This is a genomic window from Streptomyces sp. CMB-StM0423 (genome assembly GCF_002847285.1).
Classification (GTDB): domain Bacteria; phylum Actinomycetota; class Actinomycetes; order Streptomycetales; family Streptomycetaceae; genus Streptomyces.
The window spans coordinates 6,059,987-6,084,431 of sequence record NZ_CP025407.1 but is presented as its reverse complement, the minus strand read 5'-3'; the positions used below and the strand labels follow the sequence as shown (position 1 = coordinate 6,084,431).

The 24,445-nt window shown below is 73.0% G+C and carries 24 protein-coding genes and 1 pseudogene; 17 read left to right on the top strand and 8 right to left on the bottom strand.

Translation table 11 applies throughout. The features are described 5' to 3' along the window. Positions 1–74: 74 nt before the first annotated feature. A pseudogene (locus tag CXR04_RS26420) lies at positions 75–1,613 on the bottom strand (alpha/beta hydrolase); the annotation flags it as partial. A 153-nt stretch (positions 1,614–1,766) separates the two neighbouring features. On the opposite strand from CXR04_RS26420, the gene CXR04_RS26415 reads away from it, so the two are divergent. Then, a complete protein-coding gene (locus CXR04_RS26415; RefSeq protein WP_101426622.1) occupies positions 1,767–2,438 on the top strand; it encodes a class I SAM-dependent methyltransferase in 672 nt (223 codons plus the stop codon). Positions 2,439–2,475: 37 nt separating this feature from the next. Next, a complete protein-coding gene (locus tag CXR04_RS26410) occupies positions 2,476–2,886 on the top strand; it encodes a hypothetical protein (protein ID WP_101424742.1) in 411 nt (136 codons plus the stop codon). Here CXR04_RS26410 and CXR04_RS26405 read toward each other — a convergent pair. From CXR04_RS26405 to CXR04_RS26395, 3 genes are read right to left on the bottom strand one after another with little or no spacing between them, the layout of a single operon-like run. Continuing rightward, positions 2,867–3,283 carry a type II toxin-antitoxin system VapC family toxin gene (locus CXR04_RS26405; protein ID WP_101424741.1) on the bottom strand — a complete coding sequence of 139 codons (417 nt, stop codon included), beginning with the start codon at positions 3,281–3,283 and terminating at the stop codon, positions 2,867–2,869. The genes CXR04_RS26410 and CXR04_RS26405 overlap by 20 nt on opposite strands. After that, the gene (locus CXR04_RS26400) at positions 3,271–3,519 is read right to left on the bottom strand and encodes an AbrB/MazE/SpoVT family DNA-binding domain-containing protein (protein ID WP_159072397.1); all 249 of its coding nucleotides are present in this window, start codon (positions 3,517–3,519) and stop codon (positions 3,271–3,273) included. Before CXR04_RS26400 ends, CXR04_RS26405 begins: the two co-directional genes overlap by 13 nt. A gap of 40 nt (positions 3,520–3,559) precedes the next feature. Then, on the bottom strand, positions 3,560–4,129 hold the full coding sequence (locus tag CXR04_RS26395; protein ID WP_101424739.1) for a TetR/AcrR family transcriptional regulator: 570 nt from the start codon (positions 4,127–4,129) through the stop codon (positions 3,560–3,562). A 105-nt stretch (positions 4,130–4,234) separates the two neighbouring features. Here CXR04_RS26395 and CXR04_RS26390 point away from each other — a divergent pair, with 105 nt between their 5' ends. Continuing rightward, positions 4,235–5,155 (top strand): NmrA family NAD(P)-binding protein, encoded by a 921-nt coding sequence (locus CXR04_RS26390; protein WP_101424738.1) that lies wholly within the window; start codon positions 4,235–4,237, stop codon positions 5,153–5,155. A gap of 37 nt (positions 5,156–5,192) precedes the next feature. Here CXR04_RS26390 and CXR04_RS26385 read toward each other — a convergent pair whose 3' ends face one another. Then, a complete protein-coding gene (locus tag CXR04_RS26385) occupies positions 5,193–6,149 on the bottom strand; it encodes a DUF3710 domain-containing protein (protein WP_101424737.1) in 957 nt (318 codons plus the stop codon). Between the two features lie 139 nt (positions 6,150–6,288). Here CXR04_RS26385 and CXR04_RS26380 point away from each other — a divergent pair, with 139 nt between their 5' ends. Then, the gene (locus tag CXR04_RS26380; RefSeq protein WP_234380511.1) at positions 6,289–8,175 is read left to right on the top strand and encodes an ATP-binding cassette domain-containing protein; all 1,887 of its coding nucleotides are present in this window, start codon (positions 6,289–6,291) and stop codon (positions 8,173–8,175) included. A 20-nt stretch (positions 8,176–8,195) separates the two neighbouring features. Here the strand turns inward: CXR04_RS26380 and CXR04_RS26375 are convergent, their stop codons facing one another. Beyond that, complete coding sequence (locus CXR04_RS26375) at positions 8,196–8,873, bottom strand: pirin family protein (RefSeq protein WP_101424736.1); 678 nt, start codon at positions 8,871–8,873, stop codon at positions 8,196–8,198. A gap of 111 nt (positions 8,874–8,984) precedes the next feature. On the opposite strand from CXR04_RS26375, the gene CXR04_RS26370 reads away from it, so the two are divergent. From CXR04_RS26370 to fabF, 5 genes are all read left to right on the top strand, one after another. Next, on the top strand, positions 8,985–10,199 hold the full coding sequence (locus CXR04_RS26370; RefSeq protein ID WP_159072396.1) for a PucR family transcriptional regulator: 1,215 nt from the start codon (positions 8,985–8,987) through the stop codon (positions 10,197–10,199). Between the two features lie 89 nt (positions 10,200–10,288). Next, positions 10,289–11,239, top strand: a complete 951-nt coding sequence (locus CXR04_RS26365) for an ACP S-malonyltransferase (RefSeq protein WP_101424734.1) — start codon at positions 10,289–10,291, stop codon at positions 11,237–11,239. Then, on the top strand, positions 11,236–12,270 hold the full coding sequence (locus CXR04_RS26360; RefSeq protein WP_101424733.1) for a ketoacyl-ACP synthase III: 1,035 nt from the start codon (positions 11,236–11,238) through the stop codon (positions 12,268–12,270). The genes CXR04_RS26365 and CXR04_RS26360 overlap by 4 nt, the downstream gene beginning before the upstream one ends. A gap of 81 nt (positions 12,271–12,351) precedes the next feature. Further along, on the top strand, positions 12,352–12,600 hold the full coding sequence (locus CXR04_RS26355; protein WP_101424732.1) for an acyl carrier protein: 249 nt from the start codon (positions 12,352–12,354) through the stop codon (positions 12,598–12,600). Positions 12,601–12,708: 108 nt separating this feature from the next. After that, on the top strand, positions 12,709–13,974 hold the full coding sequence (fabF, locus tag CXR04_RS26350) for a beta-ketoacyl-ACP synthase II (RefSeq protein ID WP_101426620.1): 1,266 nt from the start codon (positions 12,709–12,711) through the stop codon (positions 13,972–13,974). A 54-nt stretch (positions 13,975–14,028) separates the two neighbouring features. Here fabF and CXR04_RS26345 read toward each other — a convergent pair whose 3' ends face one another. Further along, the gene (locus tag CXR04_RS26345) at positions 14,029–14,523 is read right to left on the bottom strand and encodes a DUF3145 domain-containing protein (protein WP_101424731.1); all 495 of its coding nucleotides are present in this window, start codon (positions 14,521–14,523) and stop codon (positions 14,029–14,031) included. A gap of 226 nt (positions 14,524–14,749) precedes the next feature. Between CXR04_RS26345 and CXR04_RS26340 the strand changes: the two genes are divergently transcribed. The 7 genes from CXR04_RS26340 to mmsB all read left to right on the top strand — a co-directional run bounded on the left by CXR04_RS26340 (position 14,750) and on the right by mmsB (position 23,063). After that, the gene (locus CXR04_RS26340) at positions 14,750–15,652 is read left to right on the top strand and encodes an SGNH/GDSL hydrolase family protein (protein WP_101424730.1); all 903 of its coding nucleotides are present in this window, start codon (positions 14,750–14,752) and stop codon (positions 15,650–15,652) included. A gap of 82 nt (positions 15,653–15,734) precedes the next feature. After that, positions 15,735–16,841, top strand: coding sequence for an aldose epimerase family protein (locus CXR04_RS26335; protein ID WP_101424729.1), 1,107 nt, complete (start codon positions 15,735–15,737; stop codon positions 16,839–16,841). An 88-nt stretch (positions 16,842–16,929) separates the two neighbouring features. Further along, the gene (locus tag CXR04_RS26330; protein WP_101424728.1) at positions 16,930–17,946 is read left to right on the top strand and encodes a zinc-dependent alcohol dehydrogenase; all 1,017 of its coding nucleotides are present in this window, start codon (positions 16,930–16,932) and stop codon (positions 17,944–17,946) included. A 77-nt stretch (positions 17,947–18,023) separates the two neighbouring features. Continuing rightward, positions 18,024–19,121, top strand: a complete 1,098-nt coding sequence (locus CXR04_RS26325) for a U32 family peptidase (protein ID WP_234380510.1) — start codon at positions 18,024–18,026, stop codon at positions 19,119–19,121. A gap of 5 nt (positions 19,122–19,126) precedes the next feature. Further along, positions 19,127–20,254 (top strand): multiple monosaccharide ABC transporter substrate-binding protein, encoded by a 1,128-nt coding sequence (chvE, locus tag CXR04_RS26320; RefSeq protein ID WP_101424727.1) that lies wholly within the window; start codon positions 19,127–19,129, stop codon positions 20,252–20,254. Further along, on the top strand, positions 20,251–21,852 hold the full coding sequence (gene mmsA, locus CXR04_RS26315; protein ID WP_199850534.1) for a multiple monosaccharide ABC transporter ATP-binding protein: 1,602 nt from the start codon (positions 20,251–20,253) through the stop codon (positions 21,850–21,852). The genes chvE and mmsA overlap by 4 nt, the downstream gene beginning before the upstream one ends. Next, a complete protein-coding gene (gene mmsB, locus CXR04_RS26310; RefSeq protein WP_442802408.1) occupies positions 21,849–23,063 on the top strand; it encodes a multiple monosaccharide ABC transporter permease in 1,215 nt (404 codons plus the stop codon). Before mmsA ends, mmsB begins: the two co-directional genes overlap by 4 nt. Before the next feature lie 117 nt (positions 23,064–23,180). On the opposite strand, the gene CXR04_RS26305 is transcribed toward mmsB, so the two are convergent. Then, entirely contained in the window at positions 23,181–24,068 is an 888-nt protein-coding gene (locus tag CXR04_RS26305; protein WP_101424726.1) for an ETEC_3214 domain-containing protein, read from the bottom strand. Positions 24,069–24,207: 139 nt separating this feature from the next. Here CXR04_RS26305 and CXR04_RS26300 point away from each other — a divergent pair, with 139 nt between their 5' ends. Then, positions 24,208–24,423, top strand: coding sequence for a hypothetical protein (locus tag CXR04_RS26300; RefSeq protein WP_101424725.1), 216 nt, complete (start codon positions 24,208–24,210; stop codon positions 24,421–24,423). The last annotated feature ends 22 nt before the right edge of the window (positions 24,424–24,445 follow it).

Genomic DNA, 24,445 nt, shown 5'->3' with positions numbered 1-24,445 from the left:
ATCAGCCGGTGCCGGTCGGGTTCGGGCTGCGGACGGCCACCGCGCGCTGAGGCGGTGGCCGGCCGGGGCGGTCGGGGCGTGCAGGTGCGGCCGGTCGCCGGGAGGGGGCCGCCGGCGAGGTAGGCGTTGACGGCGTTGTCGGCGCAGGTGATGGGCTCGTTGCCGCTGACGGAGTTGGCGTAGACGCCGTGGCTGCGGATGTCGGCGGTCAGGAGGCGGGAGCCGCCGAGTGCGCGGTGGAGGGCGACGCCGCCCGCGTACGGGGTGTTGTTGTCGCGGGTGGCGTGGAGGACGAGGACGGGTACGTCGTTGTCGATGACGGTGCCGGTGTCGCCGGGTTCGACCGGCCAGTAGGTGCAGGCGGAGACGGCGTTGGCCTTGGGGCCGAAGACCGGCTCGGTTGCGCGGCTCTTCTGGGTGGCGCGCCAGTAGGCGTTCGTGCCGGCGGGCCAGCCGCCCGCGGGCCAGCCGCCGTCCGCGCACATGGTGAACGACGGGACGGCGAACAGCGCGTCTGCGTCGGGTGAGTTGAGCAGCGTCAGCCACTGCGCGAGTACCGGGTCGGGCTCGACCGGGTGCCCGTCGAGGGCGTCGCGGAGGTTGCGTACGATGCGCGCCAGCTCCGGGTCGCTCTCCTCGTACTGCACCAACTGGTGCATGATCAGCCGCAGCCGGCCGGCGTCCGCGACGTGGCCGCCGACGCTGATCGGCTGCCGCTCCGCCCGCGTGACCAGCCTTTCCACGGTGGCGCGGACGCGCGGGGCAGTGCGGCCCAGGCGGTACGTGTCGTGGCGCGCGGCCGTCCACGCCGCCCACTCGTCGAGGCCCGCTTCGGCGGCGGGGCCGGTGACCTGGAAGAGCTCGTACTGCGTGAGCGAGGGGTCGGTGCCGCTGTCCAGGACGATGCGGTCGGCGCGGCGGGGGAAGAGCTGGGTGTAGACGGCGCCGAGGTCGGCGCCGTAGGAGACGCCGAAGTAGGACAGCGCGGGCTCGCGGAGGGCGGCGCGGATGGCGTCCATGTCGCGGGCGACGTTGCGGCTGGTGGCGTGGGGCAGCAGCGCGGTGTTGCCCGGGGGCCGGCCGCAGCGCTGCCCCATGTCGCGGGCGGACGCGACCGTGGCGTCGAAGAGCTGCCGGTGGTTGCCGGCGGCCGGGGCGGGCGGCCCGGCGGGGGGCGTACAGGCGAGGGGGGTGCTGTCGCCGAGGAAGCGGGGGTCGAAGCCGATGAGGTCGTAGCGGTCGGCGACCTCGCCCAGTACGGGGCTGAGGGCGAGGGGGTAGTCGAGTCCGGGCCCGCCGGGTCCGCCGGGGTTGGCGAGGAGGATGCCGCGGCGCTGGGAGGGCTCGGCGGTGGCGCGGATGCGCGAGACGGCGATGTCGATGGTGCGGCCCCGGGGGGCGGCGTAGTCGAGGGGCACGGTGAGCTGCCCGCACTCGGCTCCGGCTTTCACCAGGTCGGGGTGCTGCTGGGCGGAGCAGGGGCCCCAGTCGATGGTCTGGCCGCCGCCGGTCGAGGGGGTGGTTGCGGCGGAGGCGGGTGCGGCGGCGGACAGGGTGGCGGTGAGGGTGGTGGCGGCGAGCAGGGCGAGGGAGGTGAGGGAGGGTCTGCGCATCGTGCTCCTCGGGGGGTGCCTCGGGTGCCGGGTGGCGGCCCGGGGACCTGAAGCTACGGCGGGGGCGTGACCTGCGGCCATCGGGCCAACTCCCGTACGCCGCAGGGGGGTAACCCCCGGCGGGCGGACCCCGTGCGCGCCATGATGGGGTGGGTGGAGACGACACCCGACCTCTGGCACCACTACGGCCGCGTCCGCGCGGAACGGGACCGCGCGGTCCCGGACACCTTCCGCTGGACGTGGTCCGGGGACGGCGGGCCGGGCGCGGAGATCCTGGGGGAGGTCACCGGCCTGCGGGCGGGCGATCTGGGGGCCGGGCCGGCGCGGCAGGCCGCGTACCTGGCGTCGCGTCATCGCCCCGCCCGGGTGGACGCGATCGACGCCTCCCCGGCCCAACACGCCCTGGCCTCCAGCCTGTACGCGTACCTTGCCCCCCGGCTCCGGCTCGTCCACGCCGATGCGGCCACACACCTGCGCAGGACACCGGACACGTACGACGTGCTCTACAGCGTCTTCGGCGCCGTCGACTTCACCGACCCCCGCGCCCTGCTCCCGGCAGCGGCCACCGCCCTGCGCCCCGGCGGCCGGCTCGTGTTCTCCACCCTCGCCCGCTACGCGAACGGCGCCGCCGCGCAGGCGGATGTCGTACGCGCCGATATCCCGGCGAGAACACCGGCGGGCGAGGCAACGACGATGCACCGCTGGGTGCTTCAGCCCTGCGTCTGGACCGACCTGCTCACCCGGGCGGGCTTCGCCCACACCACGACGCGTCAGGAAGCCCGGACTTTGCTGATGACCGGCATGCTGTCAGCCGGCGTTTCTTGACGAAGGGTCGGCACCCCCGGCCGTCCGGGCCGCGGGCATGAGAGCCGCGGCTCCGGCCGCCGTCGACGACTCCGCCTTCGAGGCTTACCGGGCCGCGTACGTGAGTGCCGCCGGAATCGTGCAGGCGGCGGAGTACGCCCGGGAGGCCGTGCTGGACGCATTCGAGGCCACGTTCCAGACCGTTTTCCGCCCCATCGGACCGGCCGCTGAACGCGCCCGGGTGGCCCGCGCCGCGGGCCACCCGGTCACGGAACAGGACGCCGCAGCCTGGGGACAGGCGAACGCGGCGGGCGAATTGGCCGCCGCGGCGGCGGACCGGTACGCCCCATGGCAAGCCGACCGCCTGCTCCACCACCTGTCCCGAAGCCCCACCGCCGACGACGAACGACACTGGGAATCCGGCCCGTTCTCGCCTGGACGTGGTCAGGTCACTCCTCGTGCGGGGTGACGATCTCCACGAGGGGGTCGACGCCGTCCCAGCGCTTGTCACCGGTCAGCACCGCGAACGCGCCGGTCGCCGTCGCCGTGGCGATCACCAGCGCGTCCGGCAGCCGGAGTGCCTTCTGCTGGGCCCTGAGCGCCGCCGCGACGCGCGCGATACGGCGGTCGAGGGGGAGCACATCGACCGCGATGCGGTCGATGGCCTTCTCCACGTCGGCAGCCGTATCGCTTCCTCCCTGCCTGTGAGCACGTACCAGGCACTCGCTCAGCACCGATGCGGGAACGGCGAGTTCGTGTCCGTCGTGCCGCATGGACGACACGGCCTGCCGCGCCGACGCGTGCAGCGCGTCACCGGGGTCGAGCAGCGCGAGGAGGACGCTGGAGTCGAGGATCACGCGTCCCATGCGTCGCGCTCCGCCTCCAGGTCTGCGCTGTCGGAGAGCCCCGGGAAGACCGCGACCGTATCCAGGGGGTCCTGCTCGGGCACCAGGGTCAGCCTGCCCTGATCATCGACCTCGACGCGCAGTATGTCGCCGGGGTGGATGTGGGCGGCGCGCAGCGCGGCGACAGGGAGAGTGATCTGGTTCTTGCTGGACACCTTCGCGGTGCAGCGGCGCACTTTCCTTACTTTCTCTGTCACAAAGTAAAGGATACCAAGTGACCCCGGCCTGCGCCGCCGGTCAGTTCTGCGGGCTCAGGCCCGTGACCGCCAGGTGGAAGAGGCGGTTCGCCTCGGTGGCGGGGTCCGGGTGGTGTTCCGTGGCCAGGGTGATGCCGACGATCAGGGTGATCAGGTCGGTGACCGCGGCGTCCGGGGTCACCTCGCCGTCCTGGACCGCCCGGTGCAGCAGCGGGGCCGCCGCTCCTGCCAGCGCCGCCGCGCAGGTGTTGCCGTGTACGGGGTCCGCCCCGGCGGTGTCGTAGGAGAGCGCGGCGGCCAGGCCGCGGGCGGCGACGCAGTAGGCCACCACCTCGTCCAGCCATTCCAGGAGCGCGCCGCGGCTGTCCGCCCTTCCGGTCAGGGCGTGCGCACGGAGGCCCAGGGCCTCGATCCGCTCCCTGGAGACCGCCTCCAGGAGCGCGCGGCGCGTGGGGAAGTGCCTTCGTACGGTCGCCGACCCGACTCCCGCGGTGCGGGCGATCTGTTCCAGGGAGGCGTCGGCGCCGTGCGCGGCGACCTCTTCCGAGGCCACGGCGAGGATGCGCGCGTAGTTGCGCCGCGCGTCTGCGCGCTGGCCGGTGCCGGGCATGGTGTCGCCTCCGGGTTTGCTAAGTGGCGGGGCCCGCCGTATCGTACCCGGAACCTAAACGGCGGGCCCCGCCGTTTAGGTTCCGGCGAGCACCCGAGGAGCGCCATGTCCGCAGATTCCGCGCCCGTCCTGGTCACCGGCGCCACCGGCAGGCAGGGCGGCGCCACCGCGCGCGCCCTGCGGGCGGCGGGTGTGCCCGTCCGCGCGCTGGTACGGGACCCGGGCGGTGACCGGGCCCGGACCGTCGCGGCTCTCGGCGCCGAGGTGGTGGCCGGCGATCTCCACGACCGCGACTCCGTCATCCGGGCCGCGACCGGGGCCCGGGCGGTGTTCTCCGTACAGATGCCCGCCATGACCGCGGACGGCTTCGACTTCGACGGGGAGGTGGCCCAGGGCGTCAACCTCATCGAGGGCGCGCGGACCGCAGGGGTCCGGCAGTTCGTGCACACCTCCGTCACCGGCGCCGGGCAGCACACCGAGACCCCCGGCTGGGCCGAGGGGCGCTGGGCGGTGGAGGCCGGCCTGACCGCCAAGGCTGCCGTCCAGGACCACCTCCGCGCGGCCGGCTTCCCGCGCTGGACGCTCCTCAAGCCAGGCACGTTCATGGAGAACTTCCTCCCATCCATGGGGTTTCTCCTCCCGCGCGGCATCGAGGGCGGCCTGGTGAGCGTCCTGAACCCCGGGACCCGGCTGTCCCTGGTCGCGGTGGCCGACATCGGGCACGCGGCGGCCGCGGCGATCGCCGAGCCGGAGCGGTTCGACCGCGTCGAACTGGAGTTGGCGAGCGACTACCTGTCGATGACGGAGATCGCCGACGTCCTCTCCCGCGTCCTCGGTACGCACCTGCCCGCCCCGGACATGACCGCCGAGGAGGCCCTCGCCGCCGGCATGCCGCCGATGGGCGTCGCGCACGAGTGGCTCAACACCGCCGGCCAGCCCGGCCGCCCCCGGTACGCCACGGCCCTCGGCATCCCGCTCACCACCTTCGAGCAGTGGGCCCGGGACCACCTGCCGGCCCCGCTCTGACCCCCGCCGGCCGCCCCGGCCGTCGTCGTGCGCCGGCTCACCCCCCGGCGCCGTCCCGGGCCCGCAAGTCGACCACTGTATGGGTGAAGAGGAAATGGATCCTCAAGTCGATGACAGCCGCCATGGCTCCTATGCCGGACATCATGCCCCTGAGAATCCACCCGGGGCCGTCGCAGCCGACGAATTTCAGCTCCGTGATCTCTCCGTCCGTCGGACGGGGCATGCGTGCCATGACCTCGGGGCCGAGAGCGTGAGTTGCCTCTTCCGCCTCGCCTCCCTTGGCCATGACGTTCGCGATGATGCCCCGCCGGGAGGAATCCCACGTCTTGCCGGTCGACCCGGCCTCGAACGCCTGCAGCAAGAACCTCACGCCGACGAGCTTCGCGGTTGCGCCGAGAATGCCGTCGGCGGTCCGGTAGGGCAGGATGTCGACTCCCGGTATGCGCGGCACCCGCAAGGATGCGACGGCGATCCGCTCGGTCTCCGGGCTCCAGGATTCCGAGACGTCCCACGGCCCGTACTCGCCGTCGCGCACCCGGGGCTCGGTCAGGAGGCCGGTCCCGAGCATGTGACGGCACGCTGCTTCCGCCCGTTCCAGCAGGTCGTCGAGGTCCGCCGAGGACATCCGGCGGACAGCCACCAGCCCGCCGAGGAGGCGGAAGCACCCGCCCCAGGTCAGTCCATCCGGTCCGTCCGGGCGGCTTGAGCGCACCACGTCCGCGCGCAGCAGTGCCGCCAGGTCGCCGACATCGAAACGCTCCAGCCCCCGCGTGTGCGCGACGGCTTCGGCCAACAGCCGTTCCACACCGCCGTCGTCAGGAAGTCCCCCCAGTTCGTCCACGACGGCCGTATGAATGGCGAGGAGTGCGAGCAGCCCGGGTGTGACACGATCCCATGTCCACTCGCACTCACCCCGAAAGGAAGCCCGGGAAAGATCGCCTTCGGCTTCGAGATGCCGCAGAATTTCCCTGACCTGCGCCGCCGATTCCGACACGGGAACTCCTCACAGGCTGCGCCGCGTTGACCGCGGGCGGTGTCGGTCCCGCCCGGCGGGTCCGCACGTTCCGCCTCAAGGGTCCGTGGCCGGAACAATACCGTTGCCCGCCGGGCCCGTTCGGGCTCCCCATGGGGGCGTGAGTAACTCCGCTTCCTTACCGCCCGTCGCCGCCGGGCAGGCGCCGCTCATGCGGCTCGCCTCCGACCGGCACTTCGACGCCAACGTCAACCTGTCCACCTGGGCCATCGCCCGCCGGCTGCCCCGGACCCTCGCGGAGGCCGGGCGGCTCGGGTGGCGGACGGACCGGCGGGCCGTCGTGGCGCTGCTCGGGTGCCAGGTCGGGGCCGCCGTGCTGACCGCCGTGGCGCTGGCGGCGACCGCGCGGGTGCTCGCCGGGGTCTTCGGCGGGGACGACGTCGCCGACGGGTTGCGGGACAGTACGGGGGCCGTGGTGGCGCTCGTGCTCGCCGCATGCGGGCGGTACGTGCTGGACGCCGGGGCGCGGGCGGCCGCCGCGCGGCTGGCACCGAAGGTGGTGCGGGAGGCGGACCTCGCGGTGATCACCGCGGCGACCGACGCCGAGCTGGTGGCATACGAGGACCCCGGGTTCGAGGACGCGCACGAGGCGGCGTCGGACGGGGCCGAGATGACCGGGGAGCTGATCCTCGACGCGCAGGTGCTGACGTCCGCCGCCGCGCAGTTGGCCGCCGCGGCGACGGTCGTCACCGTGCTGCACCCGGTGATGCTGCCGCTGCTGGTCGCCTCCGTCGTGCCGTGTGCCTGGGGTGCCGTACGGGGTGCGCGCATCGAGCACGCCGCGCACCACCGCAATCTCAGCGACACCCGGCTGCGCAGCGTCTTCCGCTCGTACACCACCGACCGCAGGCACGCCGACGAGGTGCGGGCGGGCACCATGGCCGCCTTCCTCGTCCGGCAGTACCGCGTGATCTCCGGCCGGCTGGAGGCCGAGCAGCTTGCGGCCACCCGGCAGGCGCTCCTCGTCCAGGGCGTCGGCGACGCGCTCACCGCCCTCGGCACCGCCGCGACGTGGGGCGTGCTCGTGTTCCTCGTGGCCGCCGGGCGCATGGAGCCGGCCGCGGCGGGCACCGCGGCGCTCGCCGTGCGGGCCTCGGGGGCGGCGCTCGACACCACGGTACGGGCCGGGGCGCGGCTGTTCCGCACGTCGCTTTCGCTGGACGACTGGGCGCGCTTCCTGGCCCTCGCCGAGCCATGGGCGAACCGCCGCGGCACGGCAGAAGTGGCCGCGGACGGGCCGCAGTTGATCACCGCACGGAACGTCTCCTTCACCTACCCCGGCGCCGACCGCCCCGCGCTGGACGGCGTGAGCCTCGACCTCAGGCGCGGCGAGGTCCTCGCCCTCGTCGGCGAGAACGGCGCCGGCAAGAGCACCCTGGCCCGCCTGCTCACCGGGCTGTACGTGGCCACCGAGGGCTCCGTGCGCTGGGACGGGACGGACCTGGCGGACGCCGATCCGGCCACCGTGCTGTCCCGTATCGCGCACGTACCTCAGGACTACACCCGCTGGCCGCTGGCCGCCCGCGAGAACATCACCCTCGGCCAGCCCCGCCCCGAGGGCGACGCCGCCGTGCACGCCGCCGCCGCGGCGGCCGGCGCCGACGGCGTACTCGACGCCCTGCCCCGCGGGCTCGACACCTCGCTGGCCCGCTCCTGGTGGGGCGGCCACGACCTGTCCGGCGGCCAGTGGCAGCGCATCGCCGTCGCCCGCGCCTTCCACCGCGACGCCCCCGTGCTCGTGCTGGACGAGCCGACCGCCGCGCTCGACGCCCGCGGCGAACACCGCATCTACACCCGGCTGAAGACGCTCGCCGCCGGCCGGGCCACCGTGTTCATCACCCACCGCCTGGTCAACACCCGCATCGCCGACCGCATCGTCGTCCTCGACCGCGGCCGCGTCGCGGAGACCGGCACCTTCGACGAACTCGTCGCCCGGGGCAGGGACTCGGTCTTCGCCGAGCTGCTCAGGCTCCAGGAGGACCGGTGAGCCACGCAGGACCGCGGGCCTCAGCCCGCCCCGTCCGCCGTCTGCATCTCCCACACCAGCGCCGCCGCCTGGCCCTCCGCCGTCAGGTCCAGGCCCTCGCAGCCGGCGATACGGGCCGCGTCCCCCGGCCCCGCCGCGGGGGACTCGCCGCCGATGCGGACCGCGCCGCGGACCACGTGCACATACACCCACGGCGCGTCCGGCAGCGCCGTCCGCTCCCCCGCGCGCAGCCGGCGCACGTACAGCACCGCCGCCGCCCGCTCCACCGCCAGCGGCGTGCCGTCGGCGATGCCGCGGACCACCTCGTACGAGGGCTCGCCGCCCGGGGCCGCCGGCATCAGCCACATCTGCAGGAACGCCAGCGGAGCCGGGCCCGCGTTGCGCTCCACGTGCCGGATACCCGTACCCGCGGACAGCCGCGCGACGTCCCCGGGACGGACGGTCTCGGCGCGGCCGGCGGAGTCCTCGTGGGTCAGCTCGCCGTCGAGGACCCAGGTGACGATCTCCATGTCGCGGTGCGGGTGTTCGGCGAAGCCCGCGCCGGGCCGCAGTCGCTCCTCGTTGCAGGCGACGAGCGCGCCGAAGCGGACGTTGTCCGGGTCGTAGAAGCCGCCGAAGGAGAACGCGTGCAGCGTCTCGATTCCGGCGCCCGCGTCCCCGCCGCGGTAGCGCCCCCGCCCCCGCCGTAGCTGAATCACCCCGCCACCGTACGCCGCCGGAAGCCGCCCGAAACCCCCCGAAGCGGCCGGAGTCACCGCGGGAAGACGCCGCTTTCGTCCGACGCGACCCGGATAGGGCAGGCTAGACCCGTGCCTGAACCGACCGAGACACCCGAGCCGCCCGACCGTGACGCCGCTCGGTTGCAGCATCCGCACACCGCGACCCTGCGCCGCCTGGAGAAGTCGTCCGGGGAACTCGCCGCCGCCGCCATCGCCCGGATGGATGAGCAGTTGCCCTGGTACCGGGCCATGCCCCCGGAGCACCGCTCGTGGATCGGGCTGGTCGCGCAGGCGGGCATCGCGGCGTTCACGGAGTGGTTCCGGCACCCCGAGACGCCGCAGGCCATCTCCACCGACGTGTTCGGCACGGCGCCGCGGGAGCTGACCCGGGCGATCACGCTGCGGCAGACGGTGGAGATGGTGCGTACGACGATCGAGGTGATGGAGTCCGCGATCGAGGACGTCGCCGCGCCCGGCGACGAGTCCACGCTGCGCGAGGCGCTGCTCGTCTACGCCCGCGAGATCGCCTTCGCCACCGCCCAGGTCTACGCGCAGGCCGCGGAGGCCCGCGGCGCGTGGGACGCCCGGCTGGAGTCGCTGGTGGTCAACGCGGTGCTGTCCGGCGAGGCCGACGAGGGCGCCGTGTCCCGCGCGGCGGCGCTCGGCTGGAGTTCGCCGGAGCACGTGTGCGTGGTGCTGGGCACCGCGCCCGACGGCGACAGCGAGCTGACCGTGGAGGCGATCCGGCGGGCGGCGCGGCACGCGAAGCTCCAGGTGCTGACGGGGGTGCTGGGCACCCGGCTCGTGGTCATCGCGGGCGGCAGCGCGGAGCCGCTGAAGGCGGCGAAGGCGCTGATCGGCCCGTTCGCGCAGGGTCCCGTGGTGGCCGGCCCGGTCGTCGGCGACCTGCTGGCCGCGACGCGCTCCGCGCAGGCCGCGGCGGCGGGGCTCAAGGCGTGCTCGGCCTGGGAGGACGCACCGCGGCCCGTGCTGGCGGACGACTTGCTGCCGGAGCGGGCGATCGCAGGCGATCCGGCGGCGCGTGAACAACTGGTGGAGGAGATCTACAGTCCTCTCGCGGAGGCCGGCTCCGCGCTGCTGGAGACGCTGAGCGTCTACCTGGAGCAGGCGTCGAGCCTCGAAGGTGCCGCGCGGATGTTGTTCGTTCACCCCAACACCGTTCGCTACCGGCTGCGACGTGTGACCGATGTCACGGGTTGGTCCCCGTCCGATGTCCGGTCGGCGTTTACTCTGCGTATCGCACTGATCCTCGGCCGGCTGACGGAGGCGGAACCCCAGCCCTAGTCATTTGTTCGGACTCAACAAATCCCTCCGGTGTTCTTCGTCCCCGTCCCCACGGGCGGCAGACACCCCCGACAAGAGAAGGTTGAAGGGTGCTCGTACTCGTAGCTCCCGGCCAGGGCGCCCAGACGCCCGGCTTCCTCACCCCCTGGCTCGACCTCCCCGGCGTCGCCGAGCGGCTGTCGGCCTGGTCGGACGTCGCCGGGCTCGACCTGGTCCGCGCCGGCACCGAGGCGGACGAGGACGAGATCCGCGACACCGCGGTGGCGCAGCCGCTGCTGGTCGCCGCCGGCCTCGTCAGCGCGTACGCGCTCTTCGAAGGCCCCGGCCCGCTGCGCGCGCAGGTCGGCATGGTCGCCGGCCACAGCGTCGGCGAGCTGACCGCCGCCGCGCTCGCCGGGGTGATCACCGACGAGGAGGCCATCGCGCTGGTACGGGCCAGGGGCCTGGCCATGGCCGAGGCCGCCGCCGTCACCGAGACCGGCATGTCCGCCGTGCTCGGCGGCGAGCAGGACACCGTGCTGGCGCACCTGGACCGCCTCGGCCTCACCCCCGCCAACGTCAACGGCGCCGGGCAGATCGTCGCCGCCGGCACCGCCGCGCAGCTCGCGGAGCTGGCCGAGGACAAGCCGGAGGGCGCGCGCCGCGTCGTACCGCTGAAGGTCGCCGGCGCCTTCCACACCGAGCACATGAAGTCCGCCGTGGCCGCGCTGGCGGCGAAGACCGGGCAGCTCACCCCCGCGGACCCGCGGATCCCGTACGTGTCCAACGGCGACGGCCGGGTCGTGGCGTCGGGCGCGGAGGTCGTCGAGCGGCTGGTCGCGCAGGTCGCCAGCCCGGTGCGCTGGGACGCCTGCATGGAGACCTTCGCGGCGCACGGCGCGACCGCACTGGTGGAAGCCGCCCCGGGCGGCACGCTCACGGGACTCGCCAAGCGCGCCCTGAAGGGCGTGGCGGCGGTGCCGCTGAAGACTCCCGAGGACATCGAGAAGGCCCGCGCCGCCGTCGCCGAGACGGCCGCCACCGCGGAGGAGAACGCATGACCGCGAAGATCCGCCCCACCAAGGGTGCTCCGTACGCCCGCATCATGGGCGTCGGCGGCTACCGCCCGACCCGCGTCGTGCCCAACGAGGAGATCCTGCAGTACATCGACTCCTCCGACGAGTGGATCCGCAGCCGCTCCGGCATCTCCACCCGGCACTGGGCGGGGCCCGACGAGACCGTCGCGCAGATGTCCGTCGAGGCCGCGGGCAAGGCGCTCGCGGCGGCGGGCGTGACGGCGGAGCAGATCGACGCCGTGATCATCTCGACCGTCTCGCACTTCATGCAGACGCCGTCGGTGGCCACCGAGATCGCGCATCTGCTGGGCGCGGGCAAGCCGGCCGCGTTCGACATCTCCGCCGCCTGCGCCGGCTTCGGGTACGGGCTGACGCTGGCCAAGGGCCTGATCGTGGAGGGCAGCGCGGAGCACGTGCTCGTCGTCGGCGTCGAGCGGCTCTCGGACCTCACCGACAAGTCCGACCGGACCACCGCCTTCCTCTTCGGCGACGGCGCCGGCGCGGTCGTCGTCGGCCCCGCCGACGAGCCGGGCATCGGCCCCTCGGTGTGGGGCTCGGAGGGCGACAAGCACGAGACCATCAAGCAGACCGTGCCGTGGGACCGCTTCCGCGTCGGCGACCTGGGGCAACTGCCCGTGGACGAGAACGGCGACGTGAAGTTCCCGGCGCTCACCCAGGAGGGCCAGACGGTCTTCCGCTGGGCCGTCTACGAGATGGCCAAGGTCGCCCAGGAGGCCCTGGACGCCGCCGGCATCACGCCGGACGAGCTGGACGTCTTCATCCCGCACCAGGCCAACATGCGGATCATCGACTCGATGGTGAAGACCCTCAAGCTGCCGGAGCATGTCGCGGTCGCCCGCGACATCGAGACCACCGGCAACACCTCGGCCGCCTCCATCCCGCTGGCCATGGAGCGGATGCTGGCGACCGGGCAGGCGAAGAGCGGGGACACCGCCCTCGTCATCGGGTTCGGGGCCGGACTGGTCTACGCCGCCACGGTCGTGACCCTCCCCTGACCCGCGGCCGGGCCCGCTCCGGCCGCCGCGCAGCTCACTCCCATGAGAACCCTCAAGGAACGGAAAGAAGGAGTCCCCAAGATGGCCGCCACTCAGGAAGAGATCGTCGCCGGTCTCGCGGAGATCGTGAACGAGATCGCCGGCATCCCGGTCGAGGACGTCCAGTTGGACAAGTCGTTCACCGACGACCTGGACGTCGACTCGCTGTCCATGGTCGAGGTCGTCGTCGCCGCCGAGGAGCGCTTCGACGTCAAGATCCCGGACGACGACGTCAAGGCGCTCAGGACCGTCGGCGACGCCACGGACTACATCCTCAAGCACCAGAGCTGACCGACCGGCTCTCCCGCTGTCGCCACCCCCTCCCCCGCGCCCCCGGGCGCGGGCGGCGGTCCGCGGTGGCGCCGTAGAAACACCTCAACCTTCGGAGTGAGCATCGACGTGAACGCGACCGATCGCACCGTGGTCGTCACCGGAATCGGCGCCACCACACCGCTGGGTGGCGACAGCGCATCCACCTGGGACGGCCTGGTGGCCGGCCGTTCCGGCATCGCCGACCTGGACCACGCCTGGGCCGCGGACCTGCCCGTGCACTTCGCGGGCGAGGTCGCGGTGGAGCCCACCGAGATCATCCCGCGGCCGCAGGCCCGCAAGCTGGACCGGGCGGCGCAGTTCGCGCTCGTCGCCACCCGGGAGGCGTGGGCCGACGCCGGGTTCACCGCGAAGGCGGGCGAGGACGCGGCGGTCGACCCCGACCGGCTGGGCACGGTCGTCGCCTCCGGCATCGGCGGCGTGACGACGCTGCTGGAGCAGTACGACAACCTCCGGGACAAGGGCGCCCGGCGGGTCTCCCCGCACACCGTGCCGATGCTCATGCCCAACAGCCCGGCGGCCAACGTCGGCCTGCAGATCAACGCCAGGGCCGGCGTGCACACGCCGGTCAGCGCCTGCGCCTCCGGCGGCGAGGCGATCGGGTACGCGGTGGAGATGATCCGCACCGGCCGCGCCGACGTCGTCGTGGCCGGCGGCACCGAGGCGGCGATCCACCCGCTGCCCATCGCGGCGTTCGCCAACATGATGGCGATGTCGAAGAACAACGACGACCCGCAGGGCGCCTCCCGCCCGTACGACAAGGCGCGCGACGGCTTCGTCCTCGGCGAGGGCGCGGGCGTGCTGGTGCTGGAGTCCGCGGAGCACGCGAAGCGGCGCGGGGCGAAGGTCTACTGCGAGGCGGTCGGCCAGGGGCTGTCGGCGGACTCGCACCACATCGCGCAGCCGGAGCCGAGCGGCCGCGGCATCGCGGCGGCGCTGGAGAACCTCTTCGCGCACAACGACGTGACACCCGCCGAGGTCGTCCACGTCAACGCGCACGCGACGTCGACGCCGCAGGGCGACGTGGCGGAGATCAAGGCCATGGAGAAGGTCTTCGGCGACGAGCTGGGGCACGTCCTGGTCTCCGGTACGAAGTCGATGACCGGCCATCTGCTGGGCGGCGCCGGCGGCATCGAGTCGGTGGCGGCGGTGCTGACGGTCAAGCACCGCGTCGCACCGCCGACGATCAACGTCGACGACCTGGACGACGAGGTGGACCCGGCGCTGATCGCCGTGCAGGCGACGCCGCTGCCGGCCGAAGGACCGATCGTGGCGCTGAACAACTCGTTCGGCTTCGGCGGCCACAACGTGGTGCTGGCGTTCCGCTCGGTCTGACGCGGCGGTCCCACTGTCTCCACCGTGACCCGGTGGGCCCGACGGCCCGCCGGGTCACACCACTTGGTGCAGCCAGCGGACGGGTGCGCCCTCGCCCGCGTGCCGGAAGGGTTCCAGCTCGTCGTCCCACGGCTTGCCCAGCAGCTTGGCGATCTCCGCCTCCAACTGCGTCTCGCGGCGCTCCGCGCGGGCCAGCGCCGCGCGCAGCCGGTCCTCGGGGATGAGGATGTCGCCGTGCACGCCGGTGACGGCGTGGAAGATGCCGAGGTCGGGGGTGGAGCTGTAGCGCTCGCCTTCCGCGGTGGCGTACGGCTCGGCGGTGACCTCGAAGCGCAGCAGGTGCCAGCCGCGCAGCGCGGAGGCCAGCAGGGAGGCGGTGTCGGGCTCGCCCTGCCAGGAGAACTCCGCACGCCAGGTGCCCGGCGAGACGGGCTGGGGGATCCAGTCGAGGCTGATCCGGCCGCCGAGGACGCCGGCGACGGCCCACTCGATGTGCGGGCAGAGCGCCCGCGGGGCAGAGTGGACGAACAGAACTCCACGTGTCGTCACCGGGGGCCTCCATCCGCGGGCTCGAAGTTGCCTAGAGTAAACACCACGGGTCGCCTTTCCGGGTAAACAGGACACTCCGTCACCGGGTGCTATCCCGCCGCGATACGGCCCGTTGAGCATCAGCCAAGCTACCGTGCCGTCGCACCCCGCGCGTGCCGTACGGTCGGTCCTGGGCATGCTGACCTACGTTCGGAGGAGGACCTCGGGGGCGGGAGGGAGCGCAGGGATGCGCAAAGGGGCGGCACTCGTCTTCACGGGGGCGGTCGCGATGTCACTGGTCCTCGCCGGCTGCACCGGCGAGGGCGCGACACAGGGGAAGGACAAGGGATCTGCCGCGCCGTCAGGCGGCGCGGAGAACGCGGGCGCGCCGTCGCCGGAGGCCCGGGCTGCGCCCCGGCCGCCGAAGTCGGTGGCCGCCCTCGGCGACTCCATCACCCGCGGGTTCCACGCCTGCGAGCCGCTGACCGACTGCCCGGAGAAGTCCTGGTCGACGGGGGACTCGGAGGACGTGGACAGCCTCGCGCAGCGGTTACTGGACAAGCCGTCGGGGCACACGTGGAATTTCGCCCGATCGGGCGCGCAAGTGGCGGATCTGCCGGTCCAGACGGGCGAGGCCATCGCCCGCAGGCCCGATCTCGTGACGATACTCATGGGTGCCAACGACGCCTGCACGGAGAGCGCGGAGGAGATGACTCCGGTGGCGGACTACCGCACGGCGGTGGCGGACTCGCTGGACCGGCTGGAGTCCGACCTGCCGCGGACGCAGGTGTACGTGTCGAGCGTGCCGAGCCTCATGCGGCTGTGGGAGGTGGGCCGGGGCAGCATGGTGACCCGGCAGATCTGGTCGCTGGGCATCTGCCAGTCGATGCTCGCGGACCCCTCGGACCTCGGCGCCTCGGCCAGCGGCCGGCGCGAGGAGGTGCAGGACCGGGTGGTGGAGTACAACGCGGTGCTGGCGGAGGAGTGCGGGAAGCATCCGCTGTGCGTGTACGACGACGGGGCGGCTTTCCGGTACGCCTTCACGGGTGACCACCTGAGCCGCTGGGACTCCTTCCACCCGGACGAGGACGGTCAGAACGTCCTGGCGGAGATCGCGTACAAGAAGCTCCGGGAGGCGCGGGAGGGATAGGCGGGGCGGACCGCGGGCCGCGGTCGGCAGCCGGTGGGCGGCGGCCTGCGGGGTGGTCCGGCGGGGCGCATAGGGTTTTGTCATGGCCGAGACTCCCCTGCCCCCGCCCGACGCCGTGCCGGCGCCCTCCGTGACCGCCGAGCCGTTCGGGAAGCTCGCCGACGGCACGCCCGTCGAGCGGTGGACGCTGGTCGCGGGCGGCACCCGGGTGCGGGTGCTGTCGTACGGCGGGATCGTGCAGTCCGTGGAGGTGCCGGACCGCTCCTGCCGGTACGCGAACGTGGTGCTGGGGCTGGCGACCGTGGACGAGTACGTGGAGCACCCGGACCCGTACTTCGGCGCGCTCATCGGGCGGTACGCGAACCGCATAGCCGGCGCCTCCCTCCCCCTCGGCGACCGCACCTACCCGCTGCCCGCCAACGACGGCCCCAACTGCCTGCACGGCGGCACCCGCGGCTTCGACAAGCGGGTGTGGGCTGCAGCCGCGGCGCCGGCCGCGCCCGGCGCCGCCGCGCTGCTGCTGTCGCGGACGAGCCCGGACGGCGAGGAGGGCTTCCCCGGCACGCTCGACGTGCGGGCCACGTACACCGTGACCGCGGAGGGCGCGCTGCGCTTCGACTACGAGGCGACCACCGACGCGCCGACCGTCGTGAGCCTGACGAACCACTCGTACGTCAACCTCGACGGCGAGGGCAGCGGCAGCGTCGAGGACCACCGGCTGCGCATCGCCGCGAGCCGGTTCACCGTCAACTCCCCCACCTCGGCGCCGACCGGCGAGATCGCGGACGTGGCGGGCACGCCGTTCGACTTCCGCACCGCGCGCCCCGTGGGCGCGGAACTGCGCTCCGGGCACCCCCAGTTGCTGATCGGCCTCGGGTACGACCAGAACTTCGTGCTCGACAAGGGCGTCACCGCCGCGCCCGAGCCGGTCGCCGAGGTCTCCTCGCCCGCCTCGGGGCGGGCGCTGCGGGTACTGACCACCGAGCCAGGACTGCAGCTCTACACCGCGAACTTCGTCTGCCCCTCGTTCACCGGGCCGTCCGGGCGGGCGTACCGTCCCGGCGACGGACTCGCCCTGGAGACCCAGCACTTCGCCGACTCCCCGCACCACCCGCACTTCCCCTCCACCGTGTTGCGGCCCGGCGAGCATTACCGTTCGGCCACGGTCTACGAGTTCACCGTGCGCTGACCGTTGACACCTGGCGCCCGCCTCCTTACCGTCTCGCCTGGATTTCGAACGCCTGACGATATCTCGAACGAGGATGGGGAGGGCTTCGATGGGCGTGACCCACCGTGCGGTCGTGCTGCGCGGACCGGGGCGGGCGCGGGTCGGGAGCGTGGCGTCGCCGCCGCCGGGGCCCGGCGAGGTGCGGGTGCGGGTGTACGCGGCCGGGGTGTGCGGCAGCGACCGCGAGGTGTACGACGGCACCCGGCCGGCCGGCTACGTCACCTACCCGCTGACGCCGGGCCACGAGTGGTCGGGGACGGTCGAGGCCGTCGGGCCCGGCGCCGACGCGGCGCTGGCCGGGCGGCGGGTGGTCGCGGAGGGGTTCCGCTGCTGCCGGGTGTGCGCGCGCTGCCGGGCCGGCGAGACGAACCTGTGCGCCGGGCCGTACGACGAGACGGGGTTCACCCGCGCCGGGGCGTTCGCGGAGGCGGTCACGGTGCCGGCGCGGCTGCTGCACGTCCTGGACGACGCCGCCGACCTGCGCGCCGCCGCGCTGCTGGAGCCGGCGGCCGTCGCCACGGCGGCGGTGCTGCGCGGGGGGCCGCTGCCGGGTGAGCGGGTGGCCGTCGTGGGGGGCGGGACGCTGGGGCTGCTGGCGGTGCAGTTGCTCGCGGGGTACTCGCCGGCGGAGCTGCTGGTGGTGGAGCCGCGGGGGGAACGGGCCGAGGTGGCACGGGGGTTGGGCGCGCGGGCGGTGGGACCCGGCGCTGCCGGGGGCCTGGCGGGGGCGTACGACATGGTCGTGGAGACGGCGGGGGCGGAGCGCTCGGCGGTGGCGGCGGTGGGGCTGGTACGGCGCGGGGGGCGGGTCGTCGTCGCGGGCATCCCGCCGGGCGGGGCGGCGGGGGTCGACCCGGTGGCGCTGGCGATGCGGCAGATCGCGGTGTACGGGGTCTTCGGCGCCTCGTCGGCGGCCTGGTCGTACGCCGTGCGGGCGTTCGGCACGGGGCAGTTGGACCCGGCGGCGCTGATCACGCACGAACTGCCGCTGGACGCGTACGAGAAGGCCGTCGGCCTGGTCGGCGGCGGGGATCCGGCGGTGGGCAAGGTGCTGCTGCGGCCGTAGGTGCGCGACGTGGCCGCCGCGGCCTTCCCATCGGCACGAAACCGAACGACGTCCGATATGACGAACGAAGGAGTACCGTGCCTCACGCCCCCGGTGAACCGGCCCTCGGCCGCCTCGGCTTCGCGGCCCCGCCGCCCGACCCCGCCGACACCTCGCCGCACGCCTTCCCCGACGGCGGCCGCTGGCGCACCGAGATCCCGTCCGTCGAGGGCCCGGAGGCGCTGGCCGCGGTGCTGGCGGAGAGCACCCGCCTCGGGGTGCCCGTGCACCGGATCAGCCAGGGCAGCGGCGTGTGGATGCTCACCGACGCCGAGATCGCCGACATGGTCGCTGCCTGCGCGGCGCGGGGCATCGAGCTGACGCTGTTCACCGGCCCGCGCGGCACCTGGGACACCGGCGCCGCCACCCGCAGCCCCTCCGGCGGCGCGGGGCTGCGGGCCCGCGGGCACGACCAGCTCGCCGGCTGCGTCGAGGACGCGCTGCGCGCCGCCCGGCTGGGGGTGAGGTGCCTGCTCGTCGCGGACGAGGGGGTGCTGTGGCTGCTGCACGGGCTGCGCGAGATCGGCGAGTTGCCCGCGGACACCACGTTCAAGGTCTCCGCGCTGGTCGGCCCGGTGAACCCGGCCGCTTACGCGGTGTGGGAACGGCTCGGCGCCGACTCGCTCAACATCCCCTCGGACCTCTCGCTCCAGCAGCTCACCGAGATCCGCCGGGCCAGCGCGGCGCCGATGGACCTGTACGTGGAGGCGCCCGACGACCTCGGCGGCTTCGTGCGCATGTACGACGCCGCCGAGCTGATCCGCCGCGGGGCGCCGCTCTACCTGAAGTTCGGCCTGTCCAAGGCCCCCGGGATCTACCCGTACGGCGCCCACATGCGCGAGACGGTGCTCGCCGCCGCGCGCGAGCGGGTGCGCCGGGGGCGGCTGGTCCTGGACCTCCTCGACCGGCTCGGCGCGGGCGGGGCGATGTCGCCGCCGGGGTCCCGGCTGCCGGGGGTGCTGCGCCGGTTCCCGGGGGCCGGGCCGGGCGCCGCTCCCGCTCCCGTACCCGGGTCCGACTCCGGCTCTGCTCCCGAACCCGCCGGCCCTCCCGAGTCCGGCCCCACTCCCGAGTCCGGCCCCACTCCCGAGTCCTCCTCCGAGTCCTCCTCCGCCTCCGTACCCGAAGGGAACTGACCGCCATGCGCACCCCCCGCACCCCCCGCACCCCCCGAGCCGCCCGACTGCGCACCGCCGCCGCCGTGTCCGCGCTCGCCCTCGCCCTCGCCGCCTGCGGCCAGGACAGCGAGGGCGGCAGCGAGGAGAAGAAAGGCGACGCCGGGGGCGGCACGATCGGCATCGCGATGCCCACCAAGTCGTCGGAGCGCTGGATAGCCGACGGCGAGAACATGGTGAAGCAGTTCGAGGCCGCCGGCTACGAGACCGACCTGCAGTACGGCGAGGACAAGGTCGAGAACCAGGTCTCGCAGATCGACAACATGATCACCAAGGGCGTGGACGCGCTCGTCGTCGCGGCGATCGACAACACCTCGCTGACGGAGGTGCTGGCCGACGCCAAGGAGGCGGACATCCCCGTCATCGCGTACGACCGGCTGATCCTGGAGACGGAGAACGTCGACTACTACGCCTCGTTCGACAACGAGCGGGTCGGCAGGCTCCAGGGCCAGTACATCGTGGACGCGCTGAAGCTCGACGACGACAAGGGCGCCGACTTCAACATCGAGCTGTTCGCGGGCTCCCCCGACGACAACAACACCCGCTACTTCTTCGACGGCGCCATGGCCGTGCTCCAGCCGTACCTGGACTCCGGGCAGCTCACCGTCCGCTCCGGCCAGACCGGGCTCAACCAGGTCACCACCCTGCGCTGGGACGGCGGCACCGCGCAGAAGCGCATGGACGACCTGCTCAGCGGCAACTACGGCACGGAGGACGTCGACGCGGTGCTGTCGCCGTACGACGGCATCTCCATCGGCGTGCTCTCCTCGCTCAAGGGCGCGGGCTACGGCAGCGGCGGGAAGGCACTGCCCGTGGTCACGGGCCAGGACGCGGAGCTGGCGTCGGTGAAGTCCATCATCGCCGGGGAGCAGACCCAGACCGTCTACAAGGACACCCGCAAGCTCGCCAAGCAGGCCGTGCAGATGACCGACGCCGTGCTCACCGGCGGCGAGCCGGAGGTCAACGACACCGACACGTACGACAACGGCGTCAAGGTCGTCCCCGCGTTCCTGCTGGACCCCGTCAGCATCGACAAGACCAGCACCGACCTGCTGGTCGATGAGGGCTACTACAAGGCCGGGGACCTCACGTGACCGCTCCGGTCCTCGACATGCGCGCCATCACCAAGACCTTCCCCGGCGTCACGGCCCTCGACGGCGTGAACCTCACGGTCGCGCCCGGCGAGATCCATGCCGTCTGCGGCGAGAACGGCGCCGGCAAGTCGACGCTGATGAAGGTCCTCAGCGGCGTCCACCCGTACGGCAGCTACACGGGCGAGATCCTCTTCGAGGGCCGGCCGTGCGCGTTCCGCGACATCAGGGCCAGCGAGGAGCGCGGCATCGTCATCATCCACCAGGAGCTGGCGCTGGTGCCGTACCTGTCGATCGCCGAGAACATCTTCCTCGGCAACGAGCAGGCCGGCCGGCGGCTGCGGGTCATCTCCTGGAACGAGACGCTGCGCGCCGCCGCCCGCCTGCTCGCGCGCGTCGGGCTGGGCGCGGAGAAGCCGCAGACGCGGGTCGCGGACATCGGCGTGGGCAAGCAGCAGTTGGTGGAGATCGCCAAGGCGCTGGCGAAGGAGGTGAAACTCCTCATCCTCGACGAGCCCACCGCGGCCCTCAACGACGAGGACAGCCGCAAACTGCTGGACCTCATCCGGGAGTTCCGGGACCAGGGCATCGCGTGCATCCTCATCTCGCACAAGCTGAACGAGATCCGGCAGGTCGCGGACAGGGTGACGATCCTGCGCGACGGCCGGACGATCGAGACGCTGGCGGTACGGGCCGAGAGCGGGGCCGGGTCCGAGGACGAGCGGAGGGACGGGGGCGGCGGCCTCTCCGAGGACCGCATCATCCGCGCGATGGTCGGCCGCGACCTCGACCACCGCTTCCCCGCCCGGTCCCGCTACCGCGGCCCCGGCGCCGGCACGGTCGCCCTCGCCGTCGAGGGCTGGACCGTACGCCACCCGATCGACCATGAGCGCAAGGTCGTCGACGACGTCTCCATCGAGGTCCGCCGCGGCGAGATCGTCGGCATCGCGGGCCTGATGGGCGCGGGCCGCACCGAACTGGCGATGAGCGTCTTCGGCCGCTCCTACGGCCGGTACGAGGCGGGCGTGCTCCGCGTCGACGGCCGGGAGGCCGACGTACGCACCGTCCCGGACGCGGTGCGGCACGGCATCGCGTACGTCACCGAGGACCGCAAGACGTACGGCCTCAACCTCATCGACAACGTCATGCGCAACATCACCCTCCCCTCCCTGCACAAGCTCAGCCGCCGCGGCGCCGTCGACGAACACGAGGAACGCCGGGTCGCCGAGGGCTACCGCACGTCGCTGAACATCAAGACCCCGACGGTCTTCGAGACCGCGGGCCGCCTCAGCGGCGGCAACCAGCAAAAGGTCGTCCTCGGCAAGTGGATCCACGCCGACCCCGAGGTGCTGCTCCTGGACGAGCCCACCCGCGGCATCGACGTCGGCGCCAAGTACGAGGTCTACACCGTCATCGGCCAACTGGCCGCGCGCGGCAAGGCGGTGGTCTTCATCTCCTCCGAACTGCCCGAGCTGCTGGGGATGTGCGACCGGATCTACACGATGGCCGCGGGGCGCCTCACCGGCGAGGTACCGCGGGCCGAGGCCACCCAGGAAGTACTGATGCGCCACATGACCGCGCACGTGAGGGGCGAGGGATGAGCCCGTCGACGAAGGACAGGCGGATGCCGCCGGCCACTCCGCTGGCCACGGCGCTGCTGACCGCGATACGCACCAACATGCGGCAGTACGGCATGCTCGTCGCGCTCGGCCTGATCGTGGTGCTGTTCCAGATATGGAGCGACGGCACCCTGCTGCTGCCGCGCAACGTCTCCAACATCGTCCAGCAGAACAGCTACATCCTGATCCTGGCCATGGGCATGATGATCGTCATCATCGCGGGCCACATCGACCTGTCGGTCGGCTCCCTGGTCGCGTTCGTCAGCGCCATGGCGGCCGTGATGATGGTCAACCACGACTTCCCGTGGCCGCTGGCCCTGGTCTGCTCGCTGCTGATCGGCGCGGCGGCGGGGGCGTGGCAGGGCTTCTGGATCGCGTACGTCGGCATCCCGTCGTTCATCGTGACGCTGGCGGGGATGCTGGTCTTCCGCGGCCTCACCCAGATCGTGCTCGAAGGCCAGTCGCTGTCCCCCTTCCCCAGGGGCTTCCAGAACATCGCCCAGGGCTTCCTCCCGGAGACCGGCCCGGACACCAACTACCACAACCTGACCCTGCTGCTGGGGCTGTGCGTCGGCCTGTTCCTGCTCTGGCAGGAGTGGCGCGACCGCCGCCGTCAGTTGTCGTACGAGCTGGACGTGCTGCCGTACCCCCTGTGGCTCGGCAAGTGCGCGTTCATCGTCGCCGCGGTCGTCGCCGGCACCCTGATCCTCGCCAGCTACCGCGGGGTCCCGGTGGTCCTGCTGATCATGGCGGGTCTGCTGGTCTCGCTCGGCTACGTGATGCGCAACGTCGTCGTGGGCCGCCACGTCTACGCCCTCGGCGGCAACCGGGCGGCGGCGACGCTGTCGGGCGTCAAGGACAAGCGCGTCACCTTCCTGGTCTTCGTCAACATGGGCGTCCTCGCCGCCCTCGCCGGCTGCGTCTACGCGGCCCGCCTGAACGCGGGCGTCCCGAAGGCCGGCGAGATGTTCGAACTGGAGGCGATCGCGGCGGCCTTCATCGGCGGCGCGTCGATGAGCGGCGGCATCGGCACGGTGTTCGGCGCGGTCATCGGCGGCCTGGTGCTGGGCGTGCTGAACAACGGCATGTCGCTGGTCGGCCTGGGCACGGACTACCAGCAGGTCATCAAGGGCCTGGTGCTGCTGGCGGCGGTGGGCTTCGACATCTGGAACAAACGCCGGGCGGGGTCGTAGCAACGGGGACCGGCCGGGTACGTTCCGGCAGGACGTACCCGGCCGGCGTCCTCGTCTCCGCGCGCGCGGACGAACTGCGCGCGGACCCGAACTTGTGAACGGCCCACGTCCCGGGGGTCAGTCGGACGTGAGGATCATGTTGCGGTCGACGCCGATCTGGTTCCGGTAGACCTCCGACGCGAGTATTCCGGGAGACGTCTCCATATAGGTGTTCACCGGGGACTGTGCGAACAGCCCCCGGGCCTCCGCGTCGAGGTCGCCCTCCTGGAACCGCGAGTGCGCCGCCCCCTCCCCCCGTTGCGCGTTCCGCCCCAGCCATCGGTACCAGCGGGCGTCGACGCGGTCCGCCCGGCCGGGACTCCACGCGCAGGTGTCGTTCATCCCCCACGCATAGGTCTTGTACGCGGTCGGGCGGCCGCCGTAGTACACCTGGAAGACATAGCTGTTCGAGGTGGCGCCCGAGACGTAGATCCAGGACTCGACACCCGAATCCAGGGCGATCACCCCGGACATGGCGGTGGTGTTGAGCCGCAGCCGGGACTCGTCGCTGCCTCCTTCGCCGAAGGTGAACTCGGGGCGGAAGGAGGTGCTGCACGACGTCACCGAGTACGCGACCACGTTGTCCCGCGCGTCCGTCACCGCGCCGACCCAGTAGTCCCGGCCCTCGAAGACATTGTCGGTGAACCTCGTTCCGGGCATCGGCGACCGGAAGTGCGGCGTCCCCAGCTCCTCTTCGAACGTCTCCAGGCTGTACCCGGCGCGCAGCGCCCTCAGCTTCCCGTACTCCTTCTCCCGCCAGTCGTACCTGGCGTCGTACCAGCCCTTGAGGTCGGCGCCGACGGTGAAGAGGGTGGCCGCGGACGACGCGACCAACGCGGCGAAGAGCAGCAGCACGACGAGGATGTTGCGCTTGGTCCAGCTCTCGAACCGATGGCCGAGGTGGTGGCCGCCGCCGGGATCGTCCGGCGGGCTCTCCTGTCCGGTCGGCTCCGGCTCTGACGCCATGGGGTGACTCACGCCTTGCGGGGATCGAAGTCGGGTCCGGCCCCCGTACGGCGGGAGGCCCCGCGGAAGACCCTGCGCGCCTCCCCCGCCGCTCATGCCGCCCCGCGCCGCCGTTCATCCGAAAGTGTGGCGTCGACAGGTGGGTAACGAGTCCGCCGTCACGCCGGCCGCCGCGGAGGCCGCCGTGGGTGCGAGAACCGCAGACCTCTACGTCCGCAAGGACAACCTCCTCGTCCGGGTCTGGTATCCGGCGGCCCGCCCGGAGGGCGCAAGGCGCGCCGCCCTCGAATCCGTCGCCCGCACCGTCCTCGTCCAGTACGGGTGCCCCCCGGACCCCCGCCCCGCAGGTACCTGACGGCCCCGCGGGGCGGAGTTGC

Excerpts from the sequence above, each read along its gene's own strand:
- CXR04_RS26410 (WP_101424742.1), top strand. The coding sequence starts at position 2,476 with ATGAGAGCCGCGGCTCCGGCCGCCGTCGACGACTCCGCCTTCGAGGCT.
- CXR04_RS26405 (WP_101424741.1), bottom strand. The coding sequence starts at position 3,283 with ATGGGACGCGTGATCCTCGACTCCAGCGTCCTCCTCGCGCTGCTCGAC.
- CXR04_RS26395 (WP_101424739.1), bottom strand. The coding sequence starts at position 4,129 with ATGCCCGGCACCGGCCAGCGCGCAGACGCGCGGCGCAACTACGCGCGC.
- CXR04_RS26390 (WP_101424738.1), top strand. The coding sequence starts at position 4,235 with ATGTCCGCAGATTCCGCGCCCGTCCTGGTCACCGGCGCCACCGGCAGG.
- CXR04_RS26360 (WP_101424733.1), top strand. The coding sequence starts at position 11,236 with ATGACCGCGAAGATCCGCCCCACCAAGGGTGCTCCGTACGCCCGCATC.
- CXR04_RS26355 (WP_101424732.1), top strand. The coding sequence starts at position 12,352 with ATGGCCGCCACTCAGGAAGAGATCGTCGCCGGTCTCGCGGAGATCGTG.
- CXR04_RS26340 (WP_101424730.1), top strand. The coding sequence starts at position 14,750 with ATGCGCAAAGGGGCGGCACTCGTCTTCACGGGGGCGGTCGCGATGTCA.
- CXR04_RS26335 (WP_101424729.1), top strand. The coding sequence starts at position 15,735 with ATGGCCGAGACTCCCCTGCCCCCGCCCGACGCCGTGCCGGCGCCCTCC.
- CXR04_RS26330 (WP_101424728.1), top strand. The coding sequence starts at position 16,930 with ATGGGCGTGACCCACCGTGCGGTCGTGCTGCGCGGACCGGGGCGGGCG.
- chvE (WP_101424727.1), top strand. The coding sequence starts at position 19,127 with ATGCGCACCCCCCGCACCCCCCGCACCCCCCGAGCCGCCCGACTGCGC.
- mmsB (WP_442802408.1), top strand. The coding sequence starts at position 21,849 with ATGAGCCCGTCGACGAAGGACAGGCGGATGCCGCCGGCCACTCCGCTG.
- CXR04_RS26305 (WP_101424726.1), bottom strand. The coding sequence starts at position 24,068 with ATGGCGTCAGAGCCGGAGCCGACCGGACAGGAGAGCCCGCCGGACGAT.